Origin of the sequence: Methylosinus sp. PW1 (assembly GCF_000745215.1) — a bacterium.
Taxonomy (GTDB): Bacteria; Pseudomonadota; Alphaproteobacteria; order Rhizobiales; family Beijerinckiaceae; genus Methylosinus.
On the sequence record NZ_JQNK01000012.1, the window covers coordinates 1 to 13,778 of the forward strand.

General features: G+C 65.7%; 16 protein-coding genes, 1 tRNA gene and 1 pseudogene. 6 read left to right on the forward strand and 12 right to left on the reverse strand.

Going from position 1 to position 13,778, the window contains the following annotated elements; genetic code table 11:
- The 6 genes and pseudogenes from K369_RS24215 to K369_RS24240 all read right to left on the reverse strand — a co-directional run.
- Nucleotides 1–637: pseudogene (locus K369_RS24215) on the reverse strand (glycoside hydrolase family 3 N-terminal domain-containing protein); the annotation flags it as partial.
- Nucleotides 638–653: 16 nt separating this feature from the next.
- A complete protein-coding gene (locus K369_RS27885; protein WP_036297006.1) occupies nucleotides 654–1,199 on the reverse strand; it encodes an SPOR domain-containing protein in 546 nt (181 codons plus the stop codon).
- Nucleotides 1,196–2,059: a hypothetical protein gene (locus K369_RS27890; RefSeq protein WP_036297009.1), complete on the reverse strand. Its 864-nt coding sequence runs from the start codon at nucleotides 2,057–2,059 to the stop codon at nucleotides 1,196–1,198. The genes K369_RS27885 and K369_RS27890 overlap by 4 nt, the downstream gene beginning before the upstream one ends.
- A gap of 91 nt (nucleotides 2,060–2,150) precedes the next feature.
- On the reverse strand, nucleotides 2,151–3,929 hold the full coding sequence (gene argS, locus K369_RS24230) for an arginine--tRNA ligase (RefSeq protein WP_036297013.1): 1,779 nt from the start codon (nucleotides 3,927–3,929) through the stop codon (nucleotides 2,151–2,153).
- A gap of 154 nt (nucleotides 3,930–4,083) precedes the next feature.
- Nucleotides 4,084–4,305 (reverse strand): hypothetical protein, encoded by a 222-nt coding sequence (locus K369_RS24235; protein WP_018265144.1) that lies wholly within the window; start codon nucleotides 4,303–4,305, stop codon nucleotides 4,084–4,086.
- Between the two features lie 72 nt (nucleotides 4,306–4,377).
- On the reverse strand, nucleotides 4,378–5,571 hold the full coding sequence (locus K369_RS24240) for a deoxyguanosinetriphosphate triphosphohydrolase (protein WP_036297016.1): 1,194 nt from the start codon (nucleotides 5,569–5,571) through the stop codon (nucleotides 4,378–4,380).
- 128 nt (nucleotides 5,572–5,699) lie between these two features.
- Here K369_RS24240 and erpA point away from each other — a divergent pair, with 128 nt between their 5' ends.
- The 3 genes from erpA (at nucleotide 5,700) to K369_RS24255 (ending at nucleotide 7,146) form a co-directional block, all read left to right on the forward strand.
- The gene (erpA, locus tag K369_RS24245; RefSeq protein WP_036287358.1) at nucleotides 5,700–6,044 is read left to right on the forward strand and encodes an iron-sulfur cluster insertion protein ErpA; all 345 of its coding nucleotides are present in this window, start codon (nucleotides 5,700–5,702) and stop codon (nucleotides 6,042–6,044) included.
- Nucleotides 6,045–6,083: 39 nt separating this feature from the next.
- Nucleotides 6,084–6,980: a PfkB family carbohydrate kinase gene (locus K369_RS24250; protein ID WP_036297020.1), complete on the forward strand. Its 897-nt coding sequence runs from the start codon at nucleotides 6,084–6,086 to the stop codon at nucleotides 6,978–6,980.
- A 90-nt stretch (nucleotides 6,981–7,070) separates the two neighbouring features.
- Nucleotides 7,071–7,146, forward strand: a tRNA-Asn gene (locus K369_RS24255).
- Nucleotides 7,147–7,268: 122 nt separating this feature from the next.
- On the opposite strand, the gene K369_RS24260 is transcribed toward K369_RS24255, so the two are convergent.
- Both K369_RS24260 and K369_RS27360 read right to left on the reverse strand, forming a co-directional pair.
- Nucleotides 7,269–7,478, reverse strand: a complete 210-nt coding sequence (locus K369_RS24260) for a hypothetical protein (protein ID WP_036297023.1) — start codon at nucleotides 7,476–7,478, stop codon at nucleotides 7,269–7,271.
- 292 nt (nucleotides 7,479–7,770) lie between these two features.
- The gene (locus tag K369_RS27360; RefSeq protein WP_051949604.1) at nucleotides 7,771–8,283 is read right to left on the reverse strand and encodes an IS5/IS1182 family transposase; all 513 of its coding nucleotides are present in this window, start codon (nucleotides 8,281–8,283) and stop codon (nucleotides 7,771–7,773) included.
- Here K369_RS27360 and K369_RS27365 point away from each other — a divergent pair.
- Together K369_RS27365 and K369_RS24275 are read left to right on the forward strand one after the other, a co-directional pair.
- Nucleotides 8,266–8,754, forward strand: a complete 489-nt coding sequence (locus K369_RS27365; RefSeq protein WP_198033218.1) for an ATP-binding protein — start codon at nucleotides 8,266–8,268, stop codon at nucleotides 8,752–8,754. The two genes, K369_RS27360 and K369_RS27365, sit on opposite strands and share 18 nt — an antisense overlap.
- A gap of 29 nt (nucleotides 8,755–8,783) precedes the next feature.
- Complete coding sequence (locus tag K369_RS24275; protein WP_036290554.1) at nucleotides 8,784–9,491, forward strand: glutathione binding-like protein; 708 nt, start codon at nucleotides 8,784–8,786, stop codon at nucleotides 9,489–9,491.
- A 6-nt stretch (nucleotides 9,492–9,497) separates the two neighbouring features.
- Here the strand turns inward: K369_RS24275 and K369_RS28030 are convergent, their stop codons facing one another.
- From K369_RS28030 to K369_RS24285, 4 genes are all read right to left on the reverse strand, one after another.
- Nucleotides 9,498–9,632 carry a hypothetical protein gene (locus tag K369_RS28030; protein WP_256377840.1) on the reverse strand — a complete coding sequence of 45 codons (135 nt, stop codon included), beginning with the start codon at nucleotides 9,630–9,632 and terminating at the stop codon, nucleotides 9,498–9,500.
- Between the two features lie 110 nt (nucleotides 9,633–9,742).
- Complete coding sequence (gene recG, locus K369_RS24280) at nucleotides 9,743–11,452, reverse strand: ATP-dependent DNA helicase RecG (protein ID WP_256381011.1); 1,710 nt, start codon at nucleotides 11,450–11,452, stop codon at nucleotides 9,743–9,745.
- Between the two features lie 36 nt (nucleotides 11,453–11,488).
- Entirely contained in the window at nucleotides 11,489–11,845 is a 357-nt protein-coding gene (locus K369_RS28035) for a hypothetical protein (protein ID WP_256381012.1), read from the reverse strand.
- A gap of 14 nt (nucleotides 11,846–11,859) precedes the next feature.
- A complete protein-coding gene (locus K369_RS24285) occupies nucleotides 11,860–12,666 on the reverse strand; it encodes an SDR family oxidoreductase (protein ID WP_051949605.1) in 807 nt (268 codons plus the stop codon).
- A gap of 559 nt (nucleotides 12,667–13,225) precedes the next feature.
- Between K369_RS24285 and K369_RS24290 the strand changes: the two genes are divergently transcribed.
- The gene (locus K369_RS24290; RefSeq protein ID WP_245278316.1) at nucleotides 13,226–13,738 is read left to right on the forward strand and encodes an outer membrane protein; all 513 of its coding nucleotides are present in this window, start codon (nucleotides 13,226–13,228) and stop codon (nucleotides 13,736–13,738) included.
- Nucleotides 13,739–13,778: the final 40 nt, after the last annotated feature.

The following is a 13,778-nucleotide window of genomic DNA, read 5'->3' on the forward strand; positions in this document are numbered from 1 at the left end:
TCATGCCCAGCGGCAGATCGGCGTCGGCGCGGAAGGGAATGAAATCCTGCGCCTCCAGCTCGGCGCGGGAGGCCTCGACGACGGGCAGCTCGAGATGGCTGTCCGCCCGCGCGCGGCCCATGGCCGGGGATATGCTTGATGACCGGCAGAACGCCGCCGTCGAGCAGCCCCTCCGCCGCCGCCCGGCCGAGCCGCGCGATCTCCGTGGGAACGCGGCTATAGGCGCGGTCGCCGATAATATTGTGCGAGCCGTCCACCGGCGTGTCGAGCACCGGCAGGCAATCGACGTCGATGCCGACCTCGCGCAGATCATGGGCGATCAGCCGCGCGCCGAGCCGGACGAGAGCGGCGGTCTCTTCGGCCGGAAGCCCCAGCCGCTCGAAGGCGGCGGCGGAGGGATAGGCGCGCCAGACCGGCGGACCGAGACGCTGGACGCGCCCGCCCTCCTGATCGACGAGAATGGGGGCGTCCGTCCCCAGCGCATCGCGAATTTCCGCCGTGAGAGCGGAAAGCTGCTCGCGCGAGGCGACATTGCGCTTGAACAGGATCGCGCCCAGGGCCGCGCCTCGCGCAGGAAGGATTTCTCCTCCGGCGAGAGCGCGAGGCCGGCGCAGCCGCAGATGAAAGCGCGCGTCACGGAGCCGCTGTCTCCATCAATTGGCGGCGACGAAGCAGGAGCCGCCGGAGGCCTTGACCTTCTCGCAGACGCCGACCGCGGCCTCGCGGCTCATGCCGGCGGCGCGGACGCGATAGACACTCTTCTCGCCGACCTTGGCGAGGCGGAAGCCGAGCCGCTTGCCGCCGAGCTGGGCGCTGTATTTGGAGTTCACCGTCTGCATCAGCCGGCGCGCCTCGTCCTCGGAGCCGGCGGCGCCGAATTGCACGGCAAAGCCGCCATCGCCGCCGGTCGCGGCCTCCGGCTGCGCCGATTCGAGGGCGGCGGTCTGCTCGGGAGCGGCGGCCGCCGGGGCGGCGGGCTTGGGACGCGGCGGCTGCGCGACCTTGGGGGTCGTGGCGGGCTTGGCCGGACCCTTGGGCGTCGCGGTCGGCGGCTCGGCCGCGGCGTCGACGGCGCTCGGCCGGGCGGCGAGGGACGGCGGCCGCGCCGGGGGCGCGACATTGACGGGACGAGCGATCGCCGGCGTCGGCGCGTCATGATCGATGACGGTGCCGTCGGGCCGGACCGAGACGGTCTTCACCCGCCGCGGCTCCGCGCCATAGGGATTATTGGGCCGCCGGCCGGGGCGGCCTCGTGCGGCGCATCGACCGGTCCGTCGCCGAGCTTGACGACGCGCATTGCCGCCGCCGGATCGACCGGCTGCTCCTGCCTGGAGACGACCTTCTTGACCGGAGCGGTCTGATTGCGGTCGAGCACGGCCGCGCCGCGTTGGGGCGCAGCGGCTTCGGCCACGGTGGAGGGCTGCACCTTGGCCGGTCCTTCCGGCGCCTTGATGGTGGCCAGCTCCTGCGGGGCCACGACGCCGCCGCGATGGCCCAAGGCCAGGCCGATGCTCACCGCGCCGACGCCGGCGAGCGCGACCACCGCATGCCAGGGACGCAGCCGATCGCGCAAAGCGCCGAAAAAGCCCCTGCGCTCGCGCGGCTCGTCATAGGGCTCGTCCTCGACGCCATAATCGAGATAATCCTGCTGATCCTGATGCGCCCACTGACCCTCGTCGGGCGAGCGCACGGCGTAATAGTCGTCGGACTGCGACTGCTGCTGCGCCGCCGGAGAAAGCGGCGGCGGCGACATGGGCGAAGGCGACCTCTGCGACGGCGAAACCGGCGGCAAGGCGCCGCGCAGCTCGGCCGTATCGAAAACGTCTCTGTCTCTCTGGCTCACGGACGGCTCCCGGCGCTGCTGGTCGGCGAAGACTCGCCCGTAAGGGTCGGCCGCGGCGGCCGCTTCATCGCCATGCAGCAGACGCGCCAGCTCGGCGAGCGGATCGGTCTTCGCCTCGCCCCTGCCCGGCTGATTCTCCTGCGGCTCGCCGCCACGCAGGCGCCGCTCGAACTCGCTGATGTCGATGGAAGGCCCTCGGGCCGTCGCCTCGCGCATGATGCACCTTCCTGCTCACTACCCGACGGACGCGACGTCGCCATTCCCGGATGCGAGCGCGCGCCGCGCTCTTGCAAAGCGCCGGCCGCGATCACCGCATCTCGTCGGGGGCGCTCACGCCTAGGAGTCTCGAACCCGACGCCAGGACGCAAGTCAAAGAAACGACCAACGCCATCCGCGCATAGGTCGAATTTCTATCATCTGCATTAACAAAGCGTAATTGTGGCCGATCTTTGCCTTTGTTCCAATGCGAATGAAAGACGCTGGCGAGATCGTAGAGATAGAAGGCGATTCTGTGCGGCTCATGCGCCGCGGCGGCCGATTCGATCAACCTCGGATATTGCGCAATGGCTTTGGCGAGCGCGATCTCGCCTTCGTCCTGCAGCAGATCGAGCGGCGCGGCGGCGAGCGCGTTGGGCGTCAGATCGAGATCGGGAAAAGCGCCGAGCGCCTGACGCACGGCGGATTTGGCGCGCGCATGGGCGTATTGCACATAGAAGACCGCATTGTCTTTCGACTGCTCTATGACCTTGGCGAGATCGAATTCGAGCGGCGCATCATTCTTGCGATAGAGCATCATGAAACGCACAGCGTCGACGCCCACTTCGTCCACCACCTCGCGCAGAGTGACGAAATCGCCGGAGCGCTTCGACATTTTTACCGGCTCGCCATTGCGCATCAGCTTGACGAGCTGGCAGAGCTTCACATCGAGCGTGACCTTATTGTCCGAAAGCGCGGCGACCGCCGCGGTCATGCGCTTCACATAGCCGCCATGATCCGCGCCCCACACATCGACGAGCGTGGTGAAACCGCGGTCGATCTTGGATTTGTGATAGGCGATATCGGCCGCGAAATAGGTGTTGGAGCCGTCGGATTTCTTCAGCGGACGATCGACGTCGTCGCCGAAATCGGTGGAGCGGAACAAGGTCTGCTCGCGATCCTCCCAATCATCCGGCAATTGGCCCTTGGGCGGCGGCAGGCGGCCGTCATAGACGAGGCCGCGCGCGCGCAGCTCGTTTATCTCCTTGTCGATCTCCGACAGACCATTGATCTTCTCATGCAGCGAGCGCTCGGAGAAGAAGACCTCATGGCGAATGTCGAGCGCGGCGAGATCGTCGCGGATCATCGCCATCATGGCGTCGATGGCCGCGCCCTTGACCGGCTCCAGCCATTCGCTCTCGCTCTTGTCCAAAAGCGCGCGGCCATATTGCTTCGCCAGCGCTTCGCCGGCGCTTTTGAGATAGTCGCCCGGATAGAGCCCCTCTGGAATGGCGATCGTCTCGCCGAGCGCCTCGCGATAGCGCAGAAAGGCCGAGCGGGCGAGAACGTCGACCTGAGCGCCGGCGTCATTGATGTAATATTCGCGCGTGACCTCCGCGCCGGCGAAGGCCAGAAGATTGGCCAGCGCATCGCCGAACACGGCGCCGCGGCCATGGCCGACATGCATCGGCCCGGTCGGATTGGCCGAGACATATTCGACATTGATCTTGCCCGCGAGCGCTCCCCTGCCCTGCGGCCTTCCGTAGGCTTCGCAATCGGTCAGCACGGCGCGCAGAACATCGGCGTAGAGGCTCGGCTTCAGGCGGATGTTGATGAAGCCCGGTCCGGCGACCTCGGCCTCGGCCACATTGGGCAGATCGGCGAGCGCAGCGGCGATCTCCACCGCGAGCTGGCGCGGATTGGCGAAATTGGCCCTGGCCTCCTTGGCGAAGACCATGGCGGCGTTGGTGGCGAGATCGCCATGGGCGGCGTCCTTGGGCGGCTCCACGACGAAACGCGAATAATCCAGCGTCTCCGGCAGGCGGCCGGAGGCCTTGATCGAATCGAGAATGGCGGCGATGGCGACGTGGAAGTCGGAGAAGATGTTCATCGAATGTCCGGGCCGGGGGCGATTGCGGCCGGGGGTTTAGCAGAATGGGGAGCGGAACGCATCCTTCCCGACAGCCGCGGCCGATCGGGTTGCAAGCCTGAAGGCTCGCGGTCCGACCGCTGCCCTTGGACCGCGAGCCTTCAGGCTCGCCCTTTCACTCGTCTATGCTCCAGCTCGCGACCTCCCGCCCGTCGCCGTCCAATATGCGGAAGCCATGCGGTAGCGGCTTATGCTTGCGCTGGACGATCACATTCGAGAACAGTGATTTGGCGTGAGTGACGGCCTTGCGCACGTCGCTGATGTCGGTGTTCATCCGATCGATGACCTGCGCGGTCATTCCCTCTGGAGCGACGCCGACGAATTCGATGACGAGCATGGGAGCCTCCCGGGTCAGAACCAGCAGGTCGGGCGCGCAAGGGGCTCCGTCAAGGCGCGCTGTGGTCCGCCCTCAGCCCAGCGACATCTTTTCCCCGAACAGCTTGCGATATTCGCCGAGCGCATAGCGGTCGGTCATTCCGGCGATGTAATCGGCCACATGGCGGGCGCGGGAGGCGCCCTCCTCGGCGCGGGCGAGCTCGGCCCATTCCGGCGGCATTTGCGCCGGATCGTCGAAATAGACCGGGAAAAGCCGCGAGATCACCTGCTCGGCGCGATCCCAGACGCCCACGACTTTCTCGTGCCGATACATTTTGGGGAAGAGAAAGGCCTTGATCGAGCGGTCCGCCTCGGCCATGGGCGGCGAGAAGGCGATCGTCGCCACGCCGGCGCGACGGACATCCTCCACGCTTTTCGCTCCGACGAGGCGCAGGCGCTTCTCCGATTGGATGATGGCGTCCTCGACGAAGCGGGTGATGACCCGCCGGCCGAGCTCGTGAATGACGCGCGAACGCTCCAGCGCGCCATAGACGGCGCGAATCTCGTCCAGCATCACGCCGATGAAGGGGACGGCCTCGATATCCTCGAGCGAGAACAGGCCGGCGCGCAACCCATCGTCTATGTCATGGGCGTCATAGGCGATATCGTCGGCGAGCGCGGCCGCCTGCGCCTCCGGCCCGGCGAATGTGTCCAGCTCGAGCGGAAACAGCGCGTCGAACTCCGCCACATAAGGAGCGAGCGCGCGATGCGAGCGCGGGCCGCGCAAAGGTCCATTGTGCTTGACGAGGCCTTCCAGCGTCTCGAAGGTGAGGTCCAGCCCGTCATAGCGGGCGTAGCGGCGCTCGAGCAAAGTGACGACGCGCAGAGCCTGGGCGTTATGGTCGAAGCCGCCATAGGCCTCCATGCATCGCTGCAGCGCATGCTCCCCGGCATGGCCGAAGGGCGTATGGCCGAGGTCATGGGCGAGCGCCACCGCCTCGGCGAGGTCCTCGTCCAGCGCCAGAGCGCGGGCGAGCGCGCGGGCGATCTGCCCCACCTCTATCGTATGGGTCAGCCGCGTGCGGAAATGGTCGCCGTCCAGCGGCACGAAGACCTGCGTCTTATGCGCGAGGCGGCGAAAGGCCGTCGAATGGATGATACGGTCGCGGTCGCGCTGGAACTCGCTGCGCGTCGGCGAGGCCGATTCGGGAAAGAGGCGCCCGCGCGACGCCGAAGGGTCGCTGGCGTGAGGGGCGCGGCCACGGACGCCGGGATCTTCGATCGCCAATCGTCTCTCCTGTCATTGCAAGGTCACGCGGGCGGCCATATTTTCGCTTCGCATATCCCGCCCGCCCCGGGGAGCGCAAGCGACGAGGCCGGCGAGACAAAAGCCAAAAAAGAGGAAGGCGCGCCCAAATGACCGATACGGCGACGATTGCGAAGATCGAGATGAGCGAGCGCGCGGCCGAGCGCATTCACGCCATTCTCGCCGGCGAGGCCGAAGCCAAGGCGCTGCGGCTTTCGGTCGACGGCGGCGGCTGCTCTGGCCTGCAATACGCCTATACGGTCGAGACCGAGCCCAAGGCCGACGATATCGTCGTCGAGCGCGACGGGGCGCGGCTCGTCGTCGATTCGATCTCCGCCGCCTATATCGCCGGCGCGCGCGTCGATTATGTCGAGGATCTGATGGGCCAGTCGTTCCGCGTCGAGAATCCCAACGCAACCGCTTCCTGCGGCTGCGGCTCCAGCTTCTCGGTCTGACGCCGCCCCTCCTCCGCCTCCTCCTGTCGGAGTCCTCGCTTGCAGTCTCTATTTATCGGCCATTCCTATATCGACGTGACCATGCGCACGCAGGTCATGCCCAAGGGCGACGAGAAGGATGTGGCGGAGGATTACGCCGTCTCCTTCGGCGGCAACGCCGTGACCGCCGCCTTCGCCTGCTCCAAGCTGATCGGCGACGGCGTCGATCTGCTGACGCAGCTCGCGCCCGACTGGCTCGGCCATATGTTCATGGACATGGCCGCGACCTATGGGGTGCGCGTGCATCCGCGCCGGGTGCGCCGCTCCTCGCTCTCCTTCGTGCTGCCCAAGGACGGCAAGCGCGCGATTCTGCGCGCCCGCGACAATAATTTCCTCGAGGACTTCCCGCGTCTCGATCTGACCGGGGTGCGCGCCCTGCACAGCGACGGACATATCGCCGACGCCGCTCTCCATTACGCGCGCGCCTGCCGCGAATCGGGCGCGCTGACCTCGCTGGACGGCGGCGCGCTGCGGCCGGGAATCACCGATCTGCTCGAATTCATCGACGTCGCCATCGTCGCCGAGCGGCTCTGCGAGCAGATGACGCTCTCGGAGGCCGACATGCTGGCCTTTTTGAAGAGCAAGGGCTGCCGCATCGGCGGCGTCACCAATGGCGAGCGCGGAATGCTCTGGTACGACGAGAATGGCGAGGTGCAACGCCTGCCCTCTCTCCCCGTGCCGGCGGAGCGCATCGTCGATACGTCCGGCGCAGGCGATGTGTTCCACGGCGCCTATATGGCGTCCTATCTCCAGCGGCCGGAAGCGCCCTGGCGCGAGCACTTCCGCTTCGCGCGCGCGGCCTCCGGCTACAAGATTCAGCACCTCGGCAATGAGGCGGGCCTGCCGTCGCAGAATGACATAGTAGCGACACTCGCGCTTTTTCCCCCTGCCGATTGAATGGCTTGTGGGAAGCGCGAAAGAAATCGAGAAAGGCGGAGAACAGGGCTTGGCAAGAGTGCTTAGAGCTTGCTATATGCCCGGCACCGTTCCCCGATAGCTCAGCCGGTAGAGCAAGCGACTGTTAATCGCTGGGTCGCAGGTTCGAGTCCTGCTCGGGGAGCCAGCCGTATCTTTCCTCTCGATGCCGACTTTGATTCTGCCGAAACATCCGTCGGCGGATGCCCTACTCGGACATGCCTTCTTCCGCCGCCAGCTCTCCACGACGAGAGCTCGGCGCCTCGGTCTTCAGAAATCGTCTATGTCCGAGAGCACCGCGTGAACTTGGCCCATAATGGCCGAGAGCATATAAAGCGCCGCATGTTGCGGATTGCCGTGACACGCCTTGGCGGCTACGATGATAACCGACGATATATTGACCGACATTGCGAGAAGAATGTCGTCCACCGTCTGCCTTTCCCGCTCGACTTCAATAAAGTCCTTGATATCACGGAACATGACAGCGTCTAGCTCCTCACATATCTCGGATATATTTCCACTTATATTTATAATCATACTGGCCTCCAGCTTGGATTTTTAGTTCTGCAGCTCATTGCTGCTGCAATAATTTAGATTCGAAATCTATTTGAGCGCTTCGCAGAATAGCCGAGGTCTCGGCGTTTACGGTTTTTCGGCCGCAATCGACGGGCTTTGATGCGCCCGCGCGCCATCTGGCGCAATGCTCTGCGCCGTCAGCCGGTCATTTTTCGCATCCCTATCCGGTTCGAGACACACCTCTCCCCTCGCGGCGTCATGCCGCCGCTTCGAGAACCCGCGCCCGCTTCATGTTCATCGCCATGACGACGAACTGAAGATGACAATTGTTGCGCGCGAGGCTGCGGTAGCGTACTCGCGCCATCCCATACCAGTTCTTCATCGTCGCGTTGGCGCGCTCGACGCCGACGCGAACGCTCGACGCCGTCTTGTTGAACCATCTCTGCCAGTCCGGCTGTCGCGCTCCGCGCTTCGCCTTATAGGCGATCTTGTCGTCGATCTTCTTGTCGTTCAACGCCTTGCGTAGCGCTGCGCTATCATATGCCTTGTCGCCGTAATAGGCCTCTTCATCGCCCTGGATCATCGCCTCGCCGCGCTGGCTGTCGTGCAGATCGGCGCTCGTCATCTCCGCTTGGCGCACGATGCCGCTTTCTTCGTCGACCGCCAGATGCGCCTTGTAGCCGAAGTAGGTCTCGCCGTTCTTCTTGGTGAAGCTCGCGTCCGGGTCGCGCGGATTGACCTGCCCCTCGTCGTGGGGCGGCGGCTTCACGGCGGCCGCGATGATAGTGGCGTCGACCAGCGTGCCGCGCTTCACGTCGATGACCTCTCCGAGGCGATCGCGGAGAGCGGCGCGCGCCTGCGCATAGACGCGCCGCATGTCGCCTTTCGCGCCGACCGCTCGCAATTCGCGCGGCTGACGCATAATATCGTCTCCAACGCGCTCAAATATCGCAAGCCGGATTGCGCGCCGGAGATCGTCATCCGGGCGACGCAGAACGAGCGCGAGATCGTCGTCGCCTTCGCCGACAATGGCATCGGCTTCGAGAGCAAATATGCGCAGCTCGTCTTCGAGTTCAAGCGGCTGCATCCGAAAGGCAAATATCCCGGCACCGGCATAGGCCTCGCGATCTGCAAATCCATCGCCGATCGTCATGGCTGGCGGCTGTCGGTGACATCGCAGCCGGGACAAGGATCGACTTTCTATGTCACGATTCCTTTGGGACGTGCGAATAGCGAGTAGCAAGTCCTCGCATGACACGGAGACCTCATATGATCGACCTCCATTTTTGGCCCACGCCCAATGGCCACAAGATCACGATCTTTCTCGAGGAGGCGGGGCTCGCCTATAAAATCGTCCCCGTCGACATTTCGAAGGGCGAGCAATTTTTCCCCGCCTTTCTCGCCATCGCGCCGAACAACCGCATGCCGGCCATCGTCGACCATGCGCCGGCCGACGGCGGCGCCGCGGTCTCGCTGTTCGAATCTGGCGCGATCCTCGTCTATCTCGCCGAGAAGACGGGGCGCTTTCTGCCGAGCGATCTGCGCGGCCGCGCGCGCGTGCTCGAATGGCTGTTCTGGCAGGTCGGCGGGCTCGGCCCCATGGCCGGCCAGAACCATCATTTCCGCAATTACGCGCCGGAGAAGATTCCTTACGCGATCGATCGCTATGTGAACGAGACCAATCGTCTCTACGGCGTGCTGGACAAGCGCCTCGCGGGACGAGACTACATCGCCGATGACTATTCCATCGCCGATATGGCCGCCTATCCCTGGATCGTCCCATATGAGCGGCAGGGACAAAATCTCGACGATTTTCCCAATGTGCGGCGCTGGCTCGAGACGATGCGCGCGCGGCCGGCGGTCGAGCGCGCCTATGCGAAAGGCGAGATCCTCTCCCGCCCGCGCGACGGCTTCACGGAAGAGGAGCGCAAGATTCTCTTCGGCCAGACGGCCGCGAGCCTGCGCGGCGCCGGCTGAGCGCGCTCACTCCCCCTGCTTCTGGCGGCGCTTCTTGTTCCGCCAGGAGGCGAAGAAAACGACGGCGAGAAAGACGTTTATGCCGAGGACCCATTTGTCGCTCCACGACAATTGGCTCCAGATCGTGTGCAGATAGGACAACTCGCTCTCCCTTTGCGGGCGCTCGCCGCCCGCTTATTTTCATTTTCGCCGCGCCGCGGCTCGGGTCTGGAATTTACGCGCAATGGCGCGCCCGATAAAGGCCCCGGCGATCATCCCGCCCGCAGCAGCTTCACCGCCTCGTCGCGCTCAAAGAGATAGAGCAGAACCCTCAGCGCCTCGCCCCGCGGGCCGGAGAGGTCCGGGTCGCGGCGCAGGGTCAGCTCGGCGTCGTCGCGCGCTATGGCCAGCAGCCGCGCATGGGCCGAGAGATCGGCCAGGCGGAAGCCCGGCAGACCGGATTGCCGCGCGCCGAGAATTTCTCCTTCCCCGCGCAGGCGCAAATCCTCCTCCGCTATGCGGAAGCCGTCCTCGGTCTGGCGCAGCATGACGAGCCGCGCCTTGGCCGTCTCGCCGAGCGGGCCTTTGTAGAGCAGCAAGCAGGAGGATTTGCCGGAGCCGCGCCCGACGCGCCCGCGCAGCTGATGCAATTGCGCGAGGCCGAAGCGTTCGGCGTGCTCGATCACCATGACCGTCGCCTCCGGCACGTCGACGCCGACCTCTATGACAGTGGTGGCGACGAGTATGCGCGTTTCGCCCTGCTTGAACGCCTCCATTGCGGCGTCGCGCTCGGGCGCTTTCATGCGGCCGTGAACGAGGCCGACGATCTCGCCGAAAATACGCGTCAGATCCTCGTGACGATCCTGCGCGGCGGCGAGATCGAGGTCTTCGTTCTCCTCCACCAGCGGGCACACCCAATAGACGCGCGCGCCGGAAGCGAGAGCGCGGCGCACGCCCTCCACCACATCGCCGATGCGCGACACCGGCAGCGCGCGCGTGTCGATGGGCGAGCGGCCGGGCGGCTTCTCGTCGAGAATGGAGCTGTCCATATCGCCGAAATAGGTGAGCGCCAGCGAGCGCGGAATCGGCGTCGCCGTCATCACCAGAACATCGACGCTCTCGCCCTTGGCGCCGAGCGCCAGACGCTGCTGCACGCCGAAGCGATGCTGCTCATCGACGACGGCGAGGCCGAGATCGGCGAAGGCGAGCTCGCTCTGCACCAGAGCGTGCGTGCCGATGACGATATCGACGCTTCCGGTCGCAATGGTCTCGTAGAGACGCGCGCGCTCGGAGGGCTTGGCTCTTCCCGTGAGCAGGCAGAGGCGCAGGCCCGCCGCTTCGGCGAGCGGCAGCAGGCGCTCATAATGCTGGCGCGCGAGAATTTCCGTCGGCGCCATCAATGCCGCCTGCCGGCCGCATTCGACGACGCTCGCCATCGCCAGCAGCGCGACAATGGTCTTGCCGGCGCCGACATCGCCCTGCAGCAGCCGCAACATGCGCCGCGAGGACGCCAAATCCTCGCGTATCTCGACGAGCGCACGCTGCTGCGCGCCGGTGAGCGCATAGGGTAGCGCGCCTTCTATGAGGCGCGTGATGCGTCCGTCGCCGGCGTTCTCGCGGCCCGGCTCGCGCCGCATCTTCGAGCGGATGAGCCGAAGCGCCAATTGCTGCGACAGCAGCTCGTCCAGCGCGAGGCGCTGGCGCGCCTTGCTGGCCGGCTCTATGTCGGCCGGCGATTTGGGGTTTTGCGCGGCAGCGAGCGCCGTCGCGAAATCGGGAAGGCCGTTGGCCTCGAGCACCGAGGCGTCCTGCCACTCCGGCAGCTTTGGCAGGCGCTCCAGCGCTCCGGCGACGGCGCGCTGCACGAAGCGCTCTTGCAGCCCCCTCCGTGAGGCCGTGCACGGCCTCCGCCGGCGGCAGCTTGGCGAGGCCCGCCTCGTCCAGCACGCGATCGGGATGCACGATCTGCCGGCGCCCGTCATAGAGCTCGATCTTGCCGGAGACCCAGCGCGTCGCGCCTATGGCAGGCTGCGCTCGATCCAATCGGCGTTGGAGAGGAAGAAGACCAGCTCGGCGTCGCCGGTGTCGTCCTCGACATGGACTTTGAACGGCGCCTTGGCGTAGCGCCCCTGCGGCTTGCGATGCTCGGTGACGCGCACCTTCAGCACGACCACGCGATCCGTCGGCGCTTCGGCGATGGCGGGGCGCAGGCTGCGGTCGACGAGATTGATCGGCAAATGAAACAGCACGTCGACGAGACGCGTCTCCTTGCCCGGCCGAGCGAGCAGCCGGTCGAAATGCTTGGCCGTCTTGGGGCCTATGCCCGGAAGGGCGGCGGCGCGGCCGAACAGCGGATCGAGGATCGAGGGACGCATTCGCGCCTTTTCCCCTATCGCGGACGCTTTGTCATGCCCGTCGATGCGCTAATCGGCAGCACGTCGGGCGTTTCCCAGGCGAGATGCTGGCCGCCGTCCACGGCGATCATCTGCCCGGTGACGCTGCGCGCCTCGGCGAGAAACACCACGGCGTCGACAACGCCGGACACATCCGCCGGACGGCGCAGCGGCACGCCACGCGCTTCCGTCTCGAAGCCCTTCTGACCATGCACGGCGTTGGGAAACACCGGCCCCGGCCCCACGGCGTTGACGCGAATGCGCGGCGCGAAAGCCTGCGCCATGGTGCGTGTCGCCGTCCACAGAGCGGACTTCGCCAGCGTATAGGTGAAGTAGCGCGGCGTCAGCCGAAACACGCGCTGATCGACGATATTGACGATCGCCCCTTCCGCCTCCTCCGGCAATTGCGCGGCCATGTCGCGCGCCAGCAGCAGCGGCGCGCGCAGATCGACCGCGAATTGCCGATCGAAGACCTCGACCGAGAAATCCTGCGCGGCGTCGAGCTCGAACACCGAGGCGTTGTTGACGAGCAGCGTCACCGGCCCGAAAGCGCGCGCGGCGAGCCCCATCAGCGCCTCTGTCTCGCGCGCGTCGGAGAGATCGGCGCCGACCACGGCCGCGCGGCCGCCCTTTGCGCGGATCGCCTCCGCGGCGAGCTCCGCCTCCTCTATGGAGCGATGCGAGGCGTGCAGCACCACCGGACGGCCGCCATGCGCCAGCCGTCCGGCGATCGCCAAGCCGATGCGCCGCGCCGCGCCCGTCACCAGAACCGGCCCCGAACCGCCTGCGCCGCCAGCGCTCATCGCCCGAATCCCCATCTTGCCGCCGTACAAGGCAATTCTCACGCCGCGCCGACGCGGTCAATGCGCCGCCGAGACGTAACCACGGACGATTTTTACGAATTATTAGGCAATCTCAACGCCACTATGCGATGTGATGATCAAAATAAAATGGATAATGGCCAGAACGGCTCGGTTAATTCTAAATATAACATGGTTTCGACACAATCAATACATTCCAGCGCGCCGTGGTTTTGCTTCGCCGTGAGCGCGGGCTCGGGCGCGGAAAGGTTCCGTTAACGTGAACGATTTTAATTCGACTGAGCTCTGGCTGGGCCTTGCCCTCGCCTGCGCCGAGTTTTGTGACCGCGAGCCGAAGGCCCTTGAAGGCGCGCGAATGTGGAGTCGAGTTCGATGAGACCTATGCTGCTTCCCGCGCTGCTGGCGCCCGCCCTGCTCTGCGCGGCGCCTCCCCCTCGCCGCCGATCTGCCGCGGCGCTCGGCTCCCGCCGCCGATTATTACAGCCCGCCGCCGGCATTCACCTGGCAGGGCTTTTATATCGGCATCAACGGCGGCTATGCGCTGGGCGCGTTCCAGAACGGCAGCAGCAATCTGCTCGGCCAGCCCAACGGGTGGGTCGTGGGCGGCACGGCCGGCTATAATCTCACCTTCGCGCCCAACTTCCTCGTCGGCGTCGAAGGCGACTTCGATTTCAACAGCTCGAAGGACGGACGCTCGCCTTTCGCCGGCGTCTCCGGCAATGGCTCCGTCGACAACACGCTCACCATTCGCGCGCGCGCCGGCGTCACTGTCGATCGCGCTCTGCTGTTCGTCACCGGCGGCTTCGCCGGCAGCAACACGACGGCGAGCGTGAACAACGCCTTCCAGGGCTTCTACGGCCAGCAGTCGAAGTTCCTCGCCGGCTGGGCGCTCGGCGCCGGCATCGAATTCGGCGTCGCGCCCAATCTCTCCGCCAAGGCCGAATATCTCTTCACCTCCGTCGGCGGAGATCGCTATTTCGATTTCTCGGCCAACGCGCTGCAGACGAATATCGACACGTCGACGATCCGCGGCGGCCTCAATTATCACTTCTAGTCAATGCAAATGGCCGATCCCGCCGAAAGACGGGGTCGGC

Excerpts from the sequence above, each read along its gene's own strand:
- K369_RS24285 (WP_051949605.1), bottom strand. The coding sequence starts at position 12,666 with ATGAGCGCTGGCGGCGCAGGCGGTTCGGGGCCGGTTCTGGTGACGGGC.
- recG (WP_256381011.1), bottom strand. The coding sequence starts at position 11,452 with ATGACGGGCGCCGGCAGATCGTGCATCCCGATCGCGTGCTGGACGAGG.
- erpA (WP_036287358.1), top strand. The coding sequence starts at position 5,700 with ATGACCGATACGGCGACGATTGCGAAGATCGAGATGAGCGAGCGCGCG.
- K369_RS24260 (WP_036297023.1), bottom strand. The coding sequence starts at position 7,478 with ATGTTCCGTGATATCAAGGACTTTATTGAAGTCGAGCGGGAAAGGCAG.
- K369_RS24235 (WP_018265144.1), bottom strand. The coding sequence starts at position 4,305 with ATGCTCGTCATCGAATTCGTCGGCGTCGCTCCAGAGGGAATGACCGCG.
- K369_RS28035 (WP_256381012.1), bottom strand. The coding sequence starts at position 11,845 with ATGCGTCCCTCGATCCTCGATCCGCTGTTCGGCCGCGCCGCCGCCCTT.
- argS (WP_036297013.1), bottom strand. The coding sequence starts at position 3,929 with ATGAACATCTTCTCCGACTTCCACGTCGCCATCGCCGCCATTCTCGAT.
- K369_RS24275 (WP_036290554.1), top strand. The coding sequence starts at position 8,784 with ATGATCGACCTCCATTTTTGGCCCACGCCCAATGGCCACAAGATCACG.
- K369_RS27890 (WP_036297009.1), bottom strand. The coding sequence starts at position 2,059 with ATGCGCGAGGCGACGGCCCGAGGGCCTTCCATCGACATCAGCGAGTTC.